The organism is Bacteroidales bacterium, from assembly GCA_016707785.1.
GTDB lineage: Bacteria > Bacteroidota > Bacteroidia > Bacteroidales > UBA4417 > UBA4417.
In genome coordinates, this window is sequence record JADJGZ010000002.1 from 316628 (window position 1) to 337048 (window position 20421).

Sequence of the window (20421 nt, forward strand, 5' to 3'; positions counted from 1 at the left end):
GGATATTTTTTTTCAGATTGCAAATTTAGGATATTTAAATTAATCGTAAGGAGCCTTAAAATGAAGAACACTTGTGTTTTATTGTTTCTCATCCTGTTTCCGGGGATGATGAAAGCCCAATGGAATGATTCATTCGGCGATGGTAATTTTACATCCCAGCCTGTTTGGGTGGGCGACTCCACTGACTTCAAAGTCAACAGCAGTATGCAACTACAAATAAATGCTTCCGGAGAGGGTGTATCTCATCTTTCTTCTGAATGTATAACAAACCAGGAGATGGAATGGTCATTTTGGGTGAAAATGAGCTTTAGTCCCAGTGATAATAATTATTGTAAAGTTTACCTTATTTCTGATCAGCCCAATCTTGAATCTGATGTTAACGGCTATTACCTGAAGTTAGGAGAATCAGGATCTGGTGACGCGATCGAACTTTTCCGTCAATCAGGGAGTCAATCCGTTTCCTTATGCCGGGGAAGTGTCGGATTACTGGCATCTTCTTTTACTATTAAGATCAAAGTCATTCATGAAAATAATGGCAAATGGTCAATTTTTGCAGATCCATCCGGAGGCGAGGAATATCTTCCCGAAGCATCAGCGACTGATACCTCTTTCATCAATGGAAATTGGTTTGGTCTGCTTTGCAAATACACTTCCAGTAATAGTACAAAGTTTGTATTTGATGACTTCTATGCTGGAAATATCCTGTTAGACGATGTTCCTCCTTTGCTTTATGAGGTTACCGCTCTTTCATCCAACAGCCTGAAATTGATTTTCAGTGAACCGATCAGTCCTGTTAACATGAATGAACTTTCCATGTTCAATGTTGATAAAGGAATGGGAAGTCCCATCCTTGCTGAACGAGATCCCTATGATCATGCGCAGCTTTTTCTTGCATTCAGCAAGGCATTCAAGGAGGATTCCGTCTATGTTCTTAGTGCAAAGGGCATTACTGACCTTTATGGCAACTATATGGAGGACACTATGCTTAATTTCACATGGCATGTACCGCACCGATTTGATTTGCTGATTAATGAAATCATGGCTGACCCGGATCCTCCTGTGGGATTGCCGGGCTATGAGTATATTGAACTTTTCAACAATTCGGATTTTAAAATTGATCTGACCGGCTGGAGTATCAGTATTGGAAATACCGTTAAGGAACTATCTACGAAAACAATATCTCCAAAAGGATTTATTCTTCTATGCGACGACGGAGCCTCTGCTGAACTGGCACCTTTTGCAATGGTTAATGGCTTTACATCATTCTCGTTGTCAAATACAGGGGCTGAAATAACGCTGAGGAGTCCTTACAATGCAACGATTCATTCAGTTTCTTATCAGGATCATTGGTATAAGAATGATTTTAAGCAACAAGGGGGGTGGTCATTGGAACAAATAGATCCTTTGAATCCCTGTGGTGCAGATAGAAACTGGATGGCTTCCACTGATGACCGGGGAGGGACGCCCGGGGAGATAAATTCTGTTTCCCGGCCTAATCCTGATTTACAGAATCCGACAGTCTCGGCTGTAGGAATCATGGATTCCCTTAATGTCTCCGTCAGGTTTTCTGAAAGCATGGATAGCCTGGTACTCTCGCAAACCATGAATTATAGTATAGATCAGGGTATAGGTTATCCAATATCTGCAGTAGCTGTGAGTCCGGAATTCAAACAGGTTGTGTTGAACCTGCCTGAAGTAATCAGCAGAGGGAAAATTTATACCATCACCTTCCAGGGATTCTTTGAGGATTGTTCCGGCAATCGCATGGATACAGGTTTGGTGACCCGGTTTGCCTTACCTGAAAAAACATCAGGCAATGACCTTGTTATCAATGAAATACTTTTTAATCCTGCAGAAGGTTGCAGTGATTTTATTGAAATTTTTAACCGTTCCCAAAAAGTGTTGGATCTCTCGGAACTAACACTGGGTGAGTATGATACATTGTCTGGAATTTCATCAGGTGTGTCAGAATTACAGGTAGAATCCAGGTTGATTTTCCCAGGGGAATATATTGTATTTACAACGGATACGTCTACTCTTCAGCGATGTCACTCCTCCAGGAACCCGGCCGGGCTTATCCAGGTTGAATCACTCCCCGCTATGGGGAATGATGAGGGGGCAATTTCCCTGCTAAGGGAAACAGGTGAATTAATTGATTGGATGTGCTATTCAGAAGAGATGCACTACCCGCTCCTGGTTGATAATGAAGGCGTTTCACTGGAAAGGATACACCCTGAACGACCAGGATCTGATAGCAGGAACTGGCATTCAGCAGCAGAAAGTGCTGGATTTGCAACTCCGGCTTTGCAGAATTCCCAATATGGGAAATTGCCTGAAATGAAGGATGTTATCGTTCTTGAGCCCAATATTTTCTCTCCTGATAATGATGGTCGCGATGACAACCTCATAATTGCATATTCATTTGAGTCTCCCGGAAATAATGCAACTGTGACCATTTATGATGCCAGCGGAGTTCTGGTGAGGAACCTGGTTATCAATGAACTTTGTGGCTCACAAGGAAGCTGGACCTGGGATGGAATTGATAACAGGAGGCAAAAAGCTATTATTGGTCGTTATATTGTTCATGTAGAAGTATTTGATATGAGCGGGAATTTGAAAAAATTTAACCGCACAGCTGTTCTGGCAGGATATTTATAAGAATTTCCAGATCATACCCGGGAAAGAACTCATTAGCGGTAGCGGGTTTATAAATTCAGGAATTATTCGACAGCATAGGCAATGGCTGCGATGCTAACTTTAAGTCCCGGAACTGTCAGAAGAATATTGGCACAGGATTCCAGAGTGGATCCAGTTGTAATCACATCATCAACAAGCAAGATGTGTTTATTGCTCAACTTTGAAACATCTGTGACTTTAAAGATTTCTTTTACATTTTCAAAACGGGCAAAACGGGTTTTCCTGGTCTGTGTTTCAGTAGCAACGCTTCGGATAAAAGATGTTGTATCTATTGGTATTCCTGTGGACTCCGACAGTCCAATGGCAAATTGTTCGCTTTGATTATATCCTCTTTTTTTAAACTTTTTCCAGTGAAGTGGTACAGGAATTATCGCATCGATGTTTTTAAAATCCTGTTCCAGCATTAATTCTTTACCAAGGAGTTTTCCCGGATAAATTCCGGCTTCCTTCATTCCTTTGTATTTAAGTTGGTGAACTAAATGCTGAACCTTACCGCCTTTCACAAAGAAGTATAATGCTGCGGTTCTGAAAACAGGTACTCTGCCCCAGAAAATCTTGTCCAATGGATTATCTAGGACTTTATGGTAATTTGTCTTTGGAAGATCGAAAAGGCATTGAGTGCATAGTACCTGTTCGTGTTTAAAAAGAGAGTTTCCACAAGCAAGGCATAACCTTGGATAGAGTAATGAGAAAAAATCTGAAACATAAGAGATTAGCTTCATCGGATGAAAAGTTTAATAATTGAACAGGTATAGAAAAGAAACAAATTATAAATCAGCGAATTACAGTGGTATAAAAATTGAATATTTTGAATTGACAAATTGAAAAACAGAGTCAAATATACTGAATTGCAATGATAGGTAACTCAGCACTGCCTCAAAATTTTATAAGCGAATAGTTCTGGTATAGTAAGGTTTAAGCTTTTCTTATAAAGATTTGCCTTCCCCCAAAACTAAAAGCCTGGTAAATGAAAATCTCAGTATCTCTGTCTTTCCAGCCATCCCAGCCAATTCCGGCTTTATCCCTGGAGCAATGACCCAGGAATTCTTCCAGGGACCATTTTGTATCAGTGGCAACGGAGGGCAAAAAAGTGCCTGAGAGATTTCCCTTTTTTATATAGATTCCATCTCGTCCCAACTGAATTTCACTAATTGAGCGAATTTTTTTCAAAGGAGTGAGAACGGATATCTCCAGTTCTGTACTTTCTAACTCTTCAGGTTCAAGGGGTGAGAAGCGGTAATCACTTACAGAAGCTGCAACGGACATTTCCTGAACGATGTGGAAAAGCGGTTTGTCGAATTCAAACCGACCAATACAACCTCGCAGCGATCCATTTTTCCTTAAAGTTACAAAGGCTCCGGCTAGTTGTTTTAATCCGGGCAAAAGGGAACTTGTATCAATTTTCAGGATTTTCTCACTGTTCAAATACTCTTTAATGGTATTGCGTGCGATAGAAAGCAACATTTGTTGTTCCTCTTTCGACAGCGAGAACCCGGTATCTTTAGGCATACGTTTTATGCTGATGGCATGGTATCCGACAACTTTTTCATGATCACCATAATCAGAATCCCCCGAGTTTCTATACATAATTTGCTTATAAACGATGGATGTGTCATTTTCGGTCATGTATAGCAATGTCAGTATAGCCGGCCATGAGCAACAGCCTGTGGCAAGGTTGGGAATAGATTTTGTCAGGCAGGATTCTTCGGCCAGGATAAATCCCGACGGATCATTACTTTGAATGGCATCAGCCAGCACTTTATCCACTTTGTTGGCATCAGAATAGGAAGGATAATGTGAGAAATCGCTGCTGATGATAAACAGGTTCTCCTCCCTGAAATAGGGTTTTAAAGTTTCTGCGATACGCTTACAAATTAATTTGTCTCTGGTCCCCAATAAAATAGGGACAATCCTGAAAGGCTTTAAGAGGGTTTGTTGTAAAAAGGGTAATTGTACTTCAAGGCAGTGTTCTTCATTATGGTAGGCAGGATTGAAGGAGAGAAATGGGTTGTCTTTAGCCAAACGTCTGCTCAATTCCAGATCTACCTCCACTTTGCCTAATGGAGTTATGAAATTACCCTCTGTATAAACAGAGCCCCCGGCAAAGGAGGACCGATGACTACACCCGATGAGGAACACTGTTTTATATGCCTTATTGGGATCAATCTGCCTGAATGCGGCTGCAGCAACCTGGCCGGAAAATACAAAGCCTGCATGAGGGGTAATAATAGCCTGGGTTGTAACTGCATCAGAAGGTATGTTTATTTTTTTTAAATAACCGGCCACCATTAATTCCAGTTTTTTTGCCTCTGCAGGATAAAACTGGCCGGCTACTGCTGGCTTTCTATCAATCAGGATGGAGTCAGGAGGATTCATAAATTCTGCTTGATTATTTCTTAAACAGCAACTTGCCTGGAAGCTCATTAGTATGACTGAGGCTAAAAGTTGTATTTTTGATGGTATCATAGCGTGCAAGAAGCTATTTCATTATAAAGTTACTCAAAAAAACAATTCAATGTCTTTTCTTTCCCTGGTTGCCCAAAGGCAAAGTGTCAGGAAGTATTCAAACAGGCCTGTGGAAGCAGAAAAACTAGGCCGTTGTCTTGAAGCAGCCCGTCTTGCACCCTCAGCAAGTAATTCACAGCCCTGGCATTTCATTATTGTTGACAAAGAGCCGCTTCGGACAGAAGTAGCAAAAGCGACTTTTTCCGGTTCAGTGAAGTTCAATAAATTCGCGTTACAGGCTCCGGTATTAGTAGTACTGGTAATGACTAAACCAAGGCTGCTTAACAGGTTTGCCATGATTCTTAAAAAGAAGGAGTGGCGGTTAATTGATGTGGGAATTACAGCGGAGCACTTTTGTTTGCAGGCAGCAGAAGAAGGATTAGGCAGCTGCATGATGGGATGGTATGATGAGAAGCAGTTGAGAAAATTACTAAATATACCCTCCGATAAAACGGTTTCTCTTGTAATTAGCCTTGGATATGCCGAAGAGGGTTATCCAACACGAAAAAAATCCGAAAATCAATTGAAGAAATTTCCAGTTACAATTCATTCTGACGATTTCCAGATAGTCAGTTTTAAATTGAAAACAGTGATTGTCGTCCATTCAAAAAACTATATACATTTACACCATTCTACCACTCACATTCAACACAAACTGAGATGAGAAAAATTTTCCTTTTACCTGCTTTCCTTCTTTTAGTTATAGCAGGTTGTAAACAACCGTCCGGGAAATCCGGGGCATCGGTAACCTTTATCAAACAGGCAACCATGGATAAAGTAATCAAACAACTAACGGATTCCTGCGGAGAAACAGCAAAGTTCAGGATTGAAAGAGGGGTTAAACAAGTAGCATCCCTCTGGCAAAAGGAAGACGGTTCTTCTGAGGAATTTACTGCATTTTGCGAACAGCATTTTGTAAATGACACGGCTGCATTAAACACCCTTTTCCTAAAGCTGCAGGATGCTTTTGAAGTGTTATATGGCAATTTTAATAAAATGGGAATGGATCTTCGCCTACCTGTTGATATGGATGGTCCGGCTTTAACTCCCATTGATGAAATGTTTGCTTCATTTCTCCTTCAGCCCATTTAACAGATGACCTTTCAAAATAAAATAGCATTTATTACAGCTTTAAATTTTCCTTTCTATACCCTTACTGAAAAGACAGAATTAGGAGCATCCTGGACAAGAAAACAATGGGCTTATGCCCGTATGGGAGATGTATTCACTTCCAGAGTACCTGCAGCACTGAATCAAAAGGTTACAGAAGCCTTGAGCAAATCTGATTTGTATATTTCGGAATACAATATCATGATGGGCAACCTGGTGGACGCATCCGGCAAAACCTATTTCCCTTCGGAGATGAAATTGATCTCACATTGGGGGTTAAGAGATGAGTTGAAATCTCATTACGGTAAACCAGATGGACTTGAAAAACAAAAGATGGTATATGCGGTAATGAAAAGAATTATCGATCAGAGTATCCCTGAAAATGTGATCAATAACCCTGAATTCAAATGGAATCCTATTGATAACAAGTTGTTTAAAGATGCTAAAGAGGTAACAGCTACTCCGGAACCCGACAGACGTTATGAAATGCTGCTCAACAACTTTAAAGCCATGAAAGCTGTGGACCCTTATTACCCGGCATATCCAACTTACAGCCAGAGAGCATTCGAACTGAGTATGGAAATCCCTGAAAAAGATGTGGAGCAACTCTTTATCACCTTGATTACCTCTTCTCAGGTAAGCGAAGTTGGAAAACTGATCAGCCGTCGGCTTGGCCGCGATTTACAGCCTTTTGACATCTGGTACGATGGATTTAAAGCCAGAAGCAGTATCAATGAAGATGAACTCACTGCCAAAACTACCGGTCTTTACCCTGATGCCAAAGCCTTTGAAAAGGATATGCCTTTGATGCTTAGGAAACTGGGTTGGGCCCCGGAACGTGCCGACTACATTGCATCGAAAATCCAGGTAGACCCGGCAAGAGGTTCCGGCCATGCTGCCGGCGCCTATATGAAAGGTGATAAGGCAAGGTTAAGAACCCGCCTCTCTCCCCAGGGAATGAATTACAAGGGGTATAATATTGCCACTCATGAATTTGGGCATAATGTTGAACAGACCATTGACCTTTACGATATTGATTATTACATGTTATCCGGGGTGCCAAACACTGCATTTACAGAAGCCCTGGCTTTCCTTTTCCAAAAAAGAGATCTTTCCCTTCTTGGCATTAATGATAATGATCCCAATAAGGAATACAATGCAGCACTGGATGCCCTATGGTCAAGCTACGAAATAATGGGTGTTTCTCTGGTAGATATGCAGGTATGGAAGTGGATGTACGAAAATCCTAAAGCTACTCCTGCAGAATTGAAAGCATCAGTAATCAGTATTGCCAAGGAAGTCTGGAATAAGTACTATGCTCCGGTTTTTGGAACTAAAGATGAACCTATTCTTGCCATCTATTCACATATGATCGATAACCCACTTTATCTTTCAAACTATCCTGTTGGTCATCTTATCGACTTTCAAATCGATGGTTTTATTAAAGACAGGAAATTTGCTGATGAGGTAGATCGCATGTACCAGCAGGGACGTCTTGTCCCACAGGCATGGATGAAAGGTGCTGTAGGGAAACCAATTGCCGTTGAACCTATGCTGAGAGCTGTTGATGAAGCCTTGAAAATGATAAAATAAGAAACGGATACGCATAATTTATATGAAAGGCGGATGATTGTCCGCCTTTTATTATTCAGTAGGAGTTGTAAAACAATGAATTCGGAGGTTTATTCATGGGAAATTTTCACATTTTGTCCGTAGAAAACCCCAAACTCTTCAGCCCGAAGGTTAACCTGCTCCTGAACGGCCAGACCTGGCTTGCTAAAGTAACTGATATTGATTGATAGTTGGCGAGGACCTTGTTTTCTTGTCCATGTTCCAATTACCTCTCCATTATATAATACAATGGGATAAAAAATACCGTTATTCGAAACGGCTTTTCGTTGAATTGACACTGGTATTATTTCCTTGCGATCTTTATAGCTAATCAGGAATTCATCAAAAGCTGGAAGAAGAATAACCTGGGGAGGCAGGTCAAAACAGGGTTTTTGGGGTTCAAAAAACCAATAATCATTAGTACCGTTCGTTTCCCGTATCATACCGTTAATGTTTAAATTGATGCCGATCGTTGCGTCACGGGTTCCCAGGCCCGACCACCAGCAAAAGTCTGCCAGGGTAGCCGGACCATGGCTTGAAAAATATCTTCTCGCCAGTTCATAAAGACTTTCTTCCTTTGTAAGAGTTATTCTTTTAGGTACTCTTTTTGCCAATAGTGCATAGGTTTGTTTACCTGAAAGATTGGGGCCACTGCAAATCATCCCTTCCAGTTCAGCATTCATAAGGATGTGTGATGATCGGTTCTCATCAGTTAAGATGCCATGCTTTCGCAAGTGTTCCATTAAACCTTCCCGGCTCATATGCCCGGAGTCATCCAAAGCCTTGCATATGAGATCAATGCTAAGTTTTAATATTTCAGGGCTTAATTCAAGTTGCTGAAGCCTTGATTTCATGGATGACCTGATCCTTGGGCCTGTCAATGCAATCATCCATCCAATATCCTTTGCAGGGACCAGGTGCCAGGTTGGACGAAGGACATGCGTTCTAAGGATATCCCCTTTATCAAGGGCTTCATCAACAAAAGATAATCCTGCATCTGCCAGCCTGATTCCTATTGCCCACTTTACCATGCTTTTATCCTGGGCCTGGAGAGCTCCCATCCATTTTACCAGCTCTAAAGGGGTGTTACAATGCCCACCGGCTAAATGCTGATTCCATAGCCTGATTTTCCTTATGTCTTGTGCTGATATCAATATCTTGGAATTACGTTCAATGAAAACAACAAATTCAGAATTCTGTTCTATCACTTGATATAGCGATTGGATCAGAGCTGGTTAATACTCAGATTTTCGGTGAATAACCTTTGCTACAATGGCTTCAAAAGGTTGAAGACAATCAGTAATAAATGAGGGATTATATGTTTATGGATTTTCTCTGATATAATCCATTGTCATTCCCGGAGAAGACATAAGTGGCATCTTCATCCAGGATTTGTATTTCAATAAGATCTCTTCAGAAGTCTTTTCAGAAAGTGAAGCTTTTTTCAGATCTATAAAATAGGTTTTGAGATCCAGCAGCAGATCGATTCCACCTGGGTTGCCATGGCCGGGAATAATCGTTTGGATCTCCCACAATCCCGGCAGAATATCCAGGGCGCGGCTCCATTTTTCAATATTTGTGCCATCTTCTCGAATGAGTGCCGGATGAATCTGGTTAAAGATAAGGTCTCCAGATACCAGCAGCTTCCTGGTTTTCATATAAATCACCATATCAGCGAAGGTGTGAGCCTGGCCAATGTTATAAAGGACAAGGGTTTCATCTCCCAGTTTAAGCACAATACTATCTTTTACAAAATGGGTGGGATAATCTTCAGGCTCAATATTATCTTTCGCAAAAATAGAGTCATAAGCGCCCATGTAAATGTCGCAATTCTTAAAATTCCTGTTTCCATAGATATGGTCGCCATGGATATGTGTATTGATCACAATGATTTTCTTGTTATTGGCTTTTCCCCGGGCAAGTACTTCGAGATTTTTTCCCATTTTTCCCATCTTTGTGTCGATCACAACAATAGCACTATCTGTTTCCAGGATACAGCTATTCCCTGCCCCACTGATCATCGTCAGTTTTTCATCGATAATTGTGGAATTATCAGTAAAGAAAAAGGTGTAAAACGGGTAGAGATAGATGATGAGTGCCATCATCATTACAAGGATGACTCCTCCCAGGTAAAATAGTATCTTTTTGAGCTTCATAATGAGGTAGTTGAGAATGTTATTCAAAAAGATTATAACTACTTAATTATCCAGTAGTTCTGTTTTAAAGCTATTAGCCGCTTCCTGGTCAAATTCCCCTTCCCATTTGGCAATAACTACGGTTGCAAGGCAGTTACCAATCACATTCACTGCTGTTCTTGCCATATCCATTAGTTCATCGATTCCAAGTATAATAAATATGGGCCAGAGCGGTAATCCAAAACTGGCAGCAGTACCCAGCAAAATGACCAATGATGCCCTGGGCACCCCGGCAACACCTTTGCTGGTAAGCATGAGAGTAAACACAATCAGCAGTTGTTTTTCAATGCTCAGGTGGATTCCTGCGACCTGGGCTACAAAGATTGAAGCTAATGATAGGTATAAAGTTGTACCATCCAGGTTAAAACTATAGCCTGTTGGTATTACAAAGGCAACAATTTTCCTGGGAACACCAAATTTCTCCATAGCCTCCATGGCTCTGGGCAAAGCCGATTCGGAGCTCGTGGTTGCAAATGCAATAGTTGCCGGTTCTGATATAGCTCTTATAAAATTCCGAATGGGAATTTTAAGAATAACCATAATTGGAATGAATACCAGCATCACAAAAGCAATGAGAGCGACATACAGGGTTGCCAGCAACTTAAATAGATTTGCCAGTATGCCTAGTCCCCATATGCCCTACTGAGTAAGCAATTGCAGCAAAAACAGCTATCGGGGCAAGAAACATCACCAGGTTGGTAAACTTGAACATGGCTTCTGATAAACTTTCAGCAAAATTTACCATTCTTTTCCTATGGTTTTCTTTCAGCATGGCCACAGCAATTCCAAAGAAGATGCTGAAAACAACAATCTGCAGAACTTGTCCTTCATAAATTGCTTTTGCAATATTTTCGGGGAAGATGTGGAGGATGATTTCTTCCAATGTCTGCGCTTTCACTTCGGGAACATTTTGCTGGGCAAAATCAGGTGGAATGCTCACACCCATTCCAGCCTTACTCAGGTTGATAGCGAGCAGACCGATGAATAATGCGAGGGTGGAAACAATTTCAAAATAAACTATTGATTTCCAGCCCATCCTTCCTACTTGCTTAAGACTGGAGTGACCGGCAATGCCAACAACCAGCGTTGCAAATAATAAGGGAGCAATGATGGTCTTTACCATCCTGAGGAAAATCTTGCTGAAAAGATTCAGGTGGATTGCCACAGAAGGGAAATCGTGCCCGAATTCCACCCCCAGCACCATGCTGATGAGAATCCATGTGGTGAGGGATTTCTTGCGAAAAGCATACCACACCAATAATGCAAGGGCAAGCCAGCGGAAGATAGTCAATAAGGATAATCCAAGACTCCAGGCATTTAGAAATTGTCCTGTTTCAAGTATGATCACCAGGCTTATACCCGATAATAGAATCTGTAAGAAAGATTTATTTGAAATGCTCATTTAGGCAAATGTAGTGATTTTCCCTTTTTTTATTTGAATATCGCCAACTCTCACTGATTGCAGCAATATCAGCATCTGAGCACAGTTATTCTATCGCTATTTCATTCAGATTCAGACTAATCTGGAAATCATTATCCTATGTATTCCAAACATACAAGGTGAATGATTGTTGTCTTAGAATAATTTTAGCAATTCAATTATGGAACTATTTTCAATTCCAACAGGAAATTTCAAACTGGATGGAGGGGCTATGTTCGGAGTAGTGCCCAAATCTATCTGGAATAAAGTGTATGCCGCCGATGAAAATAACCTGATTCCATTAGCCATGAGGTGTTTGTTAATTGTTGACCGGGACCGTAAAATCCTGATTGATAATGGGATTGGGAATAAACAGGATGAAAAATTTTTCAAACACTATTATCTACATGGTGATGACAGTTTGGATAAATCTTTGGCCGGGATTGGGCTAACCAGAGAAGATATCACTGATATGTTTCTTACCCATCTCCATTTTGATCATGCCGGAGGTAGTATCAGCAAGGATTCGCAGGAAAATTACAAGCTCACTTTCCCGAATGCTACATATTGGATCAGTCGTCCCCAATGGGAATGGGCTGTCAATGCAAATCCAAGGGAGAAAGCATCTTTTCTCAGGGAAAATATTTTGCCAATTGCTGATTCCGGCAAATTGCGCCTGTTTGACGGACCCTTCGAACTTATACCCGGTGTCGAAATAGCCATCTTTAATGGTCATACAGTAGGACAAGCCATTCCTTTTATCCAGTATCGGGGCAATACCATTGTATTTATGGCTGATACCATCCCTACTTCTGCCCATATTCCGCTTCCATATATCATGAGTTATGATACGCAGCCGCTTATCAGCTTAAAAGAGAAGGAAGAGTTCCTGGAAGCAGCAGTAAAAAATGGATATATACTATTTTTTGAACATGATGCTTTCACTGAATGCTGCACTGTTGAGCTTACAGAGAAGGGGTATAAGTGTTCTAAAAGCTTTGCGCTCAATGATTTTATCGAAAAAGGAAGAAAAATTATTGCTCCTGCTTCAAATTAAAGGATTTATTTCTATAAATTTACTCTTTCACACTATCCCTGATCATTTGTACCGTATTGAATCAAAAGTAAGGACTACTTCTGCTGAATTTAAAACAGGAGAAGCCGGTTTCCTGGATTTATTATCCAGGCATAAGTCATTGTATGATGGTGTGCTGAACTCTGTTCCGGAAGAAGCTATCAGAAAACACAAGGAACGGGGGAAATTATTGGCAAGGGAGAGGATTGATCTTCTCATTGATCCCAATACACCTTTTCTTGAATTATCTCCACTGGCAGCATATGGTATGTATAACAATGAATTTCCAAGTGCAGGTATTATTACCGGTATTGGTGTTATTCATGGCCGTGAAACGATCATTGTTGCTAATGATGCGACAGTAAAAGGGGGTACCTATATAGAGCAATCCATAAAGAAACATGTGAGGGCTCAGGAAATTGCCATGGAGAATCATTTACCCTGTGTTTATATGGTGGATTCAGGAGGCGTGTTTCTACCTGAGCAAGCCCGGGTTTTTCCTGACAAGTATGATTTCGGACGATTTTTCTTCAACCAGGCAAGGATGTCTGCTCTTGGCATTCCTCAGATTGCAATTGTAATGGGTTCATGCACTGCAGGTGGAGCCTATGTTCCGGCGATGAGCGATGAAACGATTATTGTGCGCAACCAGGGTACGATTTTTATTGGGGGCCCACCTCTTGTAAAAGCGGCTACAGGAGAGGAAGTAAGTGCAGAGGAACTCGGTGGAGCTGATGTTCACACCAGTATCTCGGGAGTGGCCGACCACCTTGCAGAAAACGACCGCCATGCCTTACAGATCTGCAGGGACATTTTCCTGACTATGAAAAAGCCTGCAAGGCAAGTTCTTGATTTAGCTCCTGTGGAGGAACCCTTTTATGATCCAAGAGAGTTGTATGGTATTGCACCGGTTGATCTGCGAAAACCTGTTGATTCTCATGAGATCATTGCCAGGATTGTCGATGGAAGCAGGTTCCATGAATTTAAGGCCCGATATGCACCAACTTTGGTAACTGGTTTTGCCAGAATCATGGGTTTCCCTGTTGGGATTATTGCAAATAACGGAGTCCTCTTTTCTGAGACGGCCCTTAAAGGTGCTCATTTTATTGAATTATGCACCAGTAGGAACGTCCCTATAATATTTCTACAGAATATCACTGGCTTTATAGTTGGGAAAGAGTATGAAAGAAGGGGTATTGCCCGTGATGGTGCAAAACTGGTGCATGCTGTTGCCAATGCAATGGTGCCCAAATTTACAGTAGTATTTGGGGGCTCATTTGGGGCGGGAAATTATGCAATGGCCGGACGTGCCTATGAACCCAGGCTATTATTTATGTGGCCGAATGCCAAGATAAGTGTGATGGGTGGCGAGCAGGCAGCTGGTGTACTCATTACGGTTAAGGAAGACCAACTGAAAGCAAAAGGAAAAATATTGTCGGAATCAGAGAAGGAAGCAATGAGGGCTAACATTCTGAAGAAGTATGAGGAAGAAGGATCAGCTTATTATAGCACTTCCCGACTATGGGATGATGGAATAATTGACCCCGTTGATACCAGGAAGATACTGGCAATGGGAATCTCTGCATCGCTAAACAAACTATGGGATGAAACAAAATTTGGTGTGTTCAGGATGTAAATCTGAATACCCGGTTTTTGAAAGAATCTACCACTAATTGTGACTTAACCAGGATGGTATTTAAATGCCATCATTCAGAATCATTACTAGTTTACAAGTTCTATTTCGTAAGACTATGGTTAAAAACAGTTTCAGATGTAGCTTATCAACCGCGGTTTACACTAACCGTCAGGTCATTAATCACGGGAAATCTATTACCATTGTGATACATGATATCAATGATGGAAACTGGAAGTTCTTTTCAAAGGAGGATAAGTCAAACCCAAATGAACAGGCGATCCTGGTTTCACTTCAGGAAATACTGATTATAGATCCATCCGTTGGAGAAATTGCTCATCTTCCTGAAGGTAGTATTGCGACCAGGAGATATATAGGTGATGATTGGAAAGTAGTATCCAATAAGTTTCAATCCCGTGTTGTTGAACAACCCCGGGAAAAATCTGAATAATAATTTTACTGAAATGAAACATTGCTCCACACTTTCACTTGTAATTGAAGATGATATAGCAACCATTGCCCTGAATCGCCCTGATATCAGGAATGCATTCAATGAAGTTATGATCTCGGAAATTACTGATGCTTTCCGTGAAATTGAAAAAGTGGAATCCATCAGGGCTATTATTCTCAGAGGTGAAGGGAAATCATTTTGTGCAGGTGCTGATCTGAACTGGATGCGAAATGTTTCGAAATATACGTTTGAACAGAATTACGAAGAGAGTTATCGATTATCACAATGTTTTTATACCATCTATACTTCTCCTAAACCTACCATTGCGCTTGTACACGGAGCTGCAATCGGGGGAGCCAACGGATTACTGGCTGCATGCGATATCGCCCTCTGTGATAACGAAACAGTTTTTTCGCTCAGTGAGGTAAAAATTGGAATTGTTCCGGCTTGCATTTCTCCATATGTGATAAAACGCGTTGGTGAGTATGGAGCAAGGGAACTTATGCTTACTGGCCGAAGAATCAATGGGCCGGAAGCAGAAAAATATAAACTTGTAAATAAGTCCTTGCCATCCTCTGAACTGGAGAGCTATTGCCGGAATATTACTGATTTGCTCAAATCCAGCGGCCCGAAAGCAATTGCACAATGCAAAAAACTGATCGATGAGGTAACCAATAATATAACATTGGATGAAGCATTGTCCTATACAGCCCATATGATTGCTGAAATCAGAGCCTCATCAGAAGGACAGGAAGGAATGGCCGCTTTTCTTGAAAAACGCCGCCCTAACTGGATCAACGAATCAGAAATCAATTAATTTTCAAGTCATTTGTCAGGTATTCCGGGAATTAGTATCTTGGATTTGTTTTAGTTCCAGTACATTTCATGTTGTGAAAATCAATGTTGGAGTTGAAAACCCGGCAGAATAGAATGGGATGCTTTTCCAATATCTATTATACCGGGGACTTTTTATCCACCAATTTGCAAATCCTGAAACGAAACAGGAACGTTTGAATTATAGCGTTCCACAGCAATAAAGCATGCTGTTTTAATGTAAATATCCTGTTTGATGAAAATTACGAAGGTTCTTATTGCCAATCGCGGCGAAATTGCGGTTAGAATCATGAAAACAGCCAGAAGGCTGGGAATCAAGACTGTTGCTATATATTCTGAAGTCGATATTGATAGCCGACATGTCGAAATGGCCGATGAAGCTTACTGTCTTGGACATTCAGCATTAGCTGATACATACCTTAATACTGCAAAAATTATTGCTGTCGCAAAGGATTCCTTTTGTGATGCCATCCATCCTGGCTATGGATTTCTTTCTGAAAACCCATCCTTTGTTACTGCCTGCCAGAATGCCGGACTTATTTTTATTGGTCCCGATAGCAATGTGATGCATGTAATGGGGAATAAGATTGAAGCCAGGAATTTTGCTGCCTCTATTGGGATTCCTATTACCTCGGGCCTCACAGGAACTCCTTCTTCGATCCTTGAACATGCTGATGAGATTGGCTTTCCTCTGCTTGTTAAAACTGCTGCCGAAGGAGGTGGAAAAGGGATGCGAATTGTTCGTTCAAAAGAAAATCTTATAAAAGCATTAGAATCAACTTCCAGGGAAGCAGCCAATTATTTTGCAGATGGGACGGTATATGTAGAGAAATTTGTCGAAAACCCTCGTCATATTGAGATTCAGCTTATCGGGGATCAGCATGGGAATGTGATTCATCTTTTTGAAAGGGAATGCTCTATACAGAGAAGGTATCAGAAAATTATTGAAGAAGCCCCCTCTCCAACTCTTAATCCTGCTGTGCGATCACAAATGGGAGATGCTGCTGTAGCCATTGGGAAAGCTATTGGATACCAGGGTGCCGGAACAATTGAGTTCCTGGTTGATGCCAGCTTGCAGTTTTATTTCCTTGAAATGAATACCAGGATTCAGGTGGAACATCCTGTAACTGAGATGACTACGGGAATTGATATCGTGGAGGAGCAAATAAGAATCGCTTCCGGTGAACCACTCAGGTTCAAACAGGAAGACCTTAAACAAAAGGGCCACGCCATTGAATGTCGTATATATGCAGAAGACCCTGAAAATGGATTTCTTCCTTCTCCAGGAAAAATGAATCTTTACCATGAGCCATCTGGGGCTAATATCCGCGTTGATTCAGGAATAGCCGGTAAGCCCGTTATTCAATCTTTCTTTGACCCTATGATTTCCAAGCTGATTGTATTCGGTGAAGATCGGGAATCAGCAAGGCATGGGATGATTGATGCATTGAATAATTATGTCATTCATGGTATCAAAAACAATATCTCCTTTCTTCATGCTATTCTTGAACATAAAGAATTTATTGACAATCAGATTTCTACTAAATATTGCGATGAATATACTACCATCCTAATAGAAGAGATTAAGCAAAAGATGCTGGATGTTGATATCCGGATTCCCTTGTTTGCCGGATTAATAGGTAGTTTACAGAAAGCAGTACAAGCAGATTCTAATACCTGGGATAAGATCGGATATTGGAGAATTTTTATGCATCTAAGCCTTCAGATTGGAACGGTTATCCATAAATTAATAATCAGGGAGTTCTCAAGGCATCAATTAAAACTAATATGGAATAGCGAGGAAACTGTTGTTGATTATCATTGCTTTCCTGATGGTAAAACAGAACTTATCGTTGGAAACCAGCATCATCTTACATGGTTGTCGCAACCAGAGCCTGGAAAAATCCTGGTAAATTCTTCCGGCATTACATTTGAGGTAACCAGGTTGGACCTACTGCCTCCTCAGCCTGAATTTTCCGGTTCAGAAGGAATGGGAGCATCAAATCTTGAGAATATTATTTCTCCCATGCCAGGGAAGGTAATAAAGATTTGTGTTACAGAAGGCCAGGCCGTTACTAAAGGAGACCTGCTGCTTGTAGTAGAAGCTATGAAGATGGAAAACAACATTGTTTGTCCAGGTGAAGGGATAGTGGATCGCATTAATGTGTCAGTAGGAGAGCTCGTCGATGGGAATACGAAACTCATACATGTGAAGGAAAACGAGTAATAGGCTTTCATTTGGAGAGATAATGAAAGTGCTTTATGTTTTCTCAATCAGGAAGTATATCATTTCTCAGACAGATTTCACTTGTAATCAAAACAGGAATTTAATTGTTTATTGATATTAGGAATAACAGTATAAAAACCAGAACAATCTGATTGTGAATCAGATAATTACTGCCAGCAAAGCTTTTGCATCTTATCGGGGGTAGATTCCGGGCAAGGATGAAAAGGGCTTATGCTTTTTATTATTTTAGCCTGTAACAAATACATTATTTGATCTTTACGCACTATGGACTATCAGCTTACAGAAGAACAATCATTAATCCGGCAAACCGTAAGGGATTTTGCAGAACGTGAAATCCGGCCTGTTGCTAAAGAACTGGATGAATCAGCCCGGTTTTCTCCTGAACTCACCAGGAAAATGGGGGAGTTGGGATTATTCGGGATTTCAGTTCCTGTTGAATATGGTGGACATGGAATGGATACTCTCTCATATATTATTGCTGTTGAGGAGCTTGCCAGGGTTGATGGTTCACAGGCAGCAACCATTGCAGCACATAATTCACTTGGAATTGGACCGCTGTACTACTATGGAACAGAAGAACAAAAGCATAAATATTTGCCCGCTTTATGCACAGGTGAAGCTCTGTGGGCGTTCGGCCTAACAGAACCAGATGCTGGATCCGATTCCAGGGGAACGCGAACAAATGCCTATCTGGATAATGGAAATTGGGTGGTAAATGGTTCTAAAATCTTTATTACCAATGGTTCTGCAGAGATTTCAATTGGAGCAACAGTTCAGGCTGTTACCGGGGAAGTTGATGGGAAAAAGCAATTCTCTACAATCATCGTTGAGAAAGGGACTCCTGGTTTTACACGCAGAACTATGCATGGTAAAATGATGTGGCGGGCCAGTGACACAGCAGAATTGTTTTTCGATGACTGTAAAGTCCCAGAAGCGAACCTGTTGGGGAAAATTGGTGAAGGATCAAAAATAATGCTTTCCACCCTTGACAATGGGCGCCTTTCAATTGCCGCCATGGGACTGGGTTGCGCACAAGGTGCCTTTGAACTTGCATTAAATTATGCCAAAGAACGCAAACAGTTTGGACAGCCAATATCAAAATTCCAGGCTATCGCATTCAAACTGGCCGATATGGCTACGAAAATTGAATTAGCCCGGAACCTGCTCTATAAAGCCTGTTGGTTAAAGGATAACCACCTTCCTTTTGCTAAAGAAGCCGCTATGTCGAAATTGTATTGCTCAGAAATCGCTAAAGAAGTTGCTGATGAAGCAGTTCAAATTCATGGGGGATATGGATTGATGAAAGATTATGATGTTGAGAGGTTTTATCGTGACCAAAGGTTGCTTCAAATCGGTGAAGGGACCTCTGAAATACAAAGAATGGTGATTTCCAGGTACATAGGGTGTTGATGGAATGTCTGATGTCTAATGTCGGATGTTTGATGTCGGATGTTAGGATGTGGGATGTCGGATGTTTGATGTCGGATGTTTGATTTGGGACCTGCCCGACTGAAATCTTAATCGTTTTGGATTAATATTGCCTCAGTCAGGCGGGTTAATTTCAGATGTCAATGTTAATGTCTGAAACAATTTTAAACCAGCAATATTCCTCCTGTTAAGCGGATTTTGGATTTTAGAGCTTGAAACTTGGTCCGCCAGCTGGCGGATGGATTTTGCATTTCTCCGCAGGCGAGCTTTGTCTTGGATTTCCGCTTCTGATGTTCCGAAGGGATGCCTTTAGCACGTCTTAATAATCACCTCTCCTTTGCCAAAACTAATCATATGGAAAGCATTCATATTACTGAAACACCAAGGGATGCGATGCAAGGTTGGGAGACAATCATTTCAACGCGTGATAAGCTGGAGTATATAAATATGCTCTTAACAGCAGGTTTTCACACTGTAGATGTGGGTAGCCTTGTATCTCGCCGTGCTGTTCCACAAATGGCAGATACCCGGGAAGTTATATCAAATCTGAACCCAGGTCATACCAATACACAGCTCATGGTGGTTGTTGGGAATCATAGAGGTGGCAGTGAAGCCTGCACCTTTGAGAGGATTCATCTTATTGGTTTCCCATATTCAACTTCCCCCACTTTTTTAAAGAGAAACATCAATTCAAGTCCGGAACAAGCATGGGATGAACTAAATATAATTCATCAAATGGCAAAGGATTCGGGTAAGAAAATAAGGGTATATGTTTCCATGGCATTTGGAAATCCATATGGCGATCCATGGAGTGAAGAGCAAGTGGTAGTGGAGGTGGAAAGACTCGGGAAAGCTGGATTTAACGACATAGTTTTCTCCGATATAACTGGTGTGGCTACAGTGGAAGTCATAAGCCGGCTCTGTTCAAAATTAATCAAAGAATTTGAGCAACTCACCCTGGGAATTCATCTTCATGTCGGACAGATGGACTGGGAAATTAAGGTAGAAGCGGCCTGGCAAGCTGGATTCCGATGGTTCGAAGGTGCCATTGGGGGGCATGGTGGTTGTCCGATGACCGGATATGAGCTTTTGGCAAACCTGGATACCCTGAATTTATTAGATTGGTGCAACCGAAAAGGAATCAATCATGGAGTTGATCCTGGTATATTAAACGAAAGTAAGATCTTCTCTGACAAAATATTTCGTTAAATGAT

General features: G+C 41.2%; 13 protein-coding genes and 2 pseudogenes. 10 read left to right on the forward strand and 5 right to left on the reverse strand.

From position 1 onward, the window contains the following. Positions 1-60 precede the first annotated feature (60 nt). On the forward strand, positions 61-2658 hold the full coding sequence (locus IPH84_03045; protein MBK7172215.1) for a lamin tail domain-containing protein: 2598 nt from the start codon (positions 61-63) through the stop codon (positions 2656-2658). A gap of 62 nt (positions 2659-2720) precedes the next feature. Here IPH84_03045 and IPH84_03050 read toward each other — a convergent pair whose 3' ends face one another. Beyond that, a complete protein-coding gene (locus IPH84_03050) occupies positions 2721-3419 on the reverse strand; it encodes a ComF family protein (protein ID MBK7172216.1) in 699 nt (232 codons plus the stop codon). A 193-nt stretch (positions 3420-3612) separates the two neighbouring features. Next, complete coding sequence (gene amrB, locus IPH84_03055; protein MBK7172217.1) at positions 3613-5073, reverse strand: AmmeMemoRadiSam system protein B; 1461 nt, start codon at positions 5071-5073, stop codon at positions 3613-3615. Positions 5074-5212: 139 nt separating this feature from the next. Here amrB and IPH84_03060 point away from each other — a divergent pair, with 139 nt between their 5' ends. Both IPH84_03060 and IPH84_03065 read left to right on the forward strand, forming a co-directional pair. Continuing rightward, positions 5213-5866, forward strand: a complete 654-nt coding sequence (locus IPH84_03060) for a nitroreductase family protein (protein MBK7172218.1) — start codon at positions 5213-5215, stop codon at positions 5864-5866. After that, a pseudogene (locus tag IPH84_03065) lies at positions 5863-7905 on the forward strand (hypothetical protein). Before IPH84_03060 ends, IPH84_03065 begins: the two are co-directional and overlap by 4 nt. Positions 7906-7994: 89 nt before the next feature. Here the strand turns inward: IPH84_03065 and IPH84_03070 are convergent. From IPH84_03070 to IPH84_03080, 3 genes and pseudogenes are all read right to left on the reverse strand, one after another. After that, a complete protein-coding gene (locus IPH84_03070) occupies positions 7995-9131 on the reverse strand; it encodes an AlkZ family DNA glycosylase (protein MBK7172219.1) in 1137 nt (378 codons plus the stop codon). Between the two features lie 114 nt (positions 9132-9245). Beyond that, a complete protein-coding gene (locus tag IPH84_03075; GenBank protein MBK7172220.1) occupies positions 9246-10079 on the reverse strand; it encodes an MBL fold metallo-hydrolase in 834 nt (277 codons plus the stop codon). 42 nt (positions 10080-10121) lie between these two features. Next, a pseudogene (locus IPH84_03080) lies at positions 10122-11520 on the reverse strand (cation:dicarboxylase symporter family transporter). Between the two features lie 199 nt (positions 11521-11719). Here IPH84_03080 and IPH84_03085 point away from each other — a divergent pair. The 7 genes from IPH84_03085 (at position 11720) to IPH84_03115 (ending at position 20416) form a co-directional block, all read left to right on the forward strand. Further along, entirely contained in the window at positions 11720-12595 is an 876-nt protein-coding gene (locus IPH84_03085) for an MBL fold metallo-hydrolase (protein MBK7172221.1), read from the forward strand. Next, positions 12546-14249 carry a methylcrotonoyl-CoA carboxylase gene (locus tag IPH84_03090; GenBank protein MBK7172222.1) on the forward strand — a complete coding sequence of 568 codons (1704 nt, stop codon included), beginning with the start codon at positions 12546-12548 and terminating at the stop codon, positions 14247-14249. Before IPH84_03085 ends, IPH84_03090 begins: the two co-directional genes overlap by 50 nt. Positions 14250-14313: 64 nt before the next feature. Further along, positions 14314-14697: a hypothetical protein gene (locus IPH84_03095; protein MBK7172223.1), complete on the forward strand. Its 384-nt coding sequence runs from the start codon at positions 14314-14316 to the stop codon at positions 14695-14697. Positions 14698-14710: 13 nt separating this feature from the next. After that, positions 14711-15514 carry an enoyl-CoA hydratase/isomerase family protein gene (locus IPH84_03100; protein MBK7172224.1) on the forward strand — a complete coding sequence of 268 codons (804 nt, stop codon included), beginning with the start codon at positions 14711-14713 and terminating at the stop codon, positions 15512-15514. A 258-nt stretch (positions 15515-15772) separates the two neighbouring features. Beyond that, positions 15773-17758 (forward strand): acetyl-CoA carboxylase biotin carboxylase subunit, encoded by a 1986-nt coding sequence (locus tag IPH84_03105; protein MBK7172225.1) that lies wholly within the window; start codon positions 15773-15775, stop codon positions 17756-17758. Positions 17759-18043: 285 nt separating this feature from the next. Continuing rightward, positions 18044-19189, forward strand: coding sequence for an acyl-CoA dehydrogenase family protein (locus IPH84_03110; protein MBK7172226.1), 1146 nt, complete (start codon positions 18044-18046; stop codon positions 19187-19189). Between the two features lie 372 nt (positions 19190-19561). Continuing rightward, complete coding sequence (locus tag IPH84_03115) at positions 19562-20416, forward strand: hydroxymethylglutaryl-CoA lyase (GenBank protein ID MBK7172227.1); 855 nt, start codon at positions 19562-19564, stop codon at positions 20414-20416. The last annotated feature ends 5 nt before the right edge of the window (positions 20417-20421 follow it).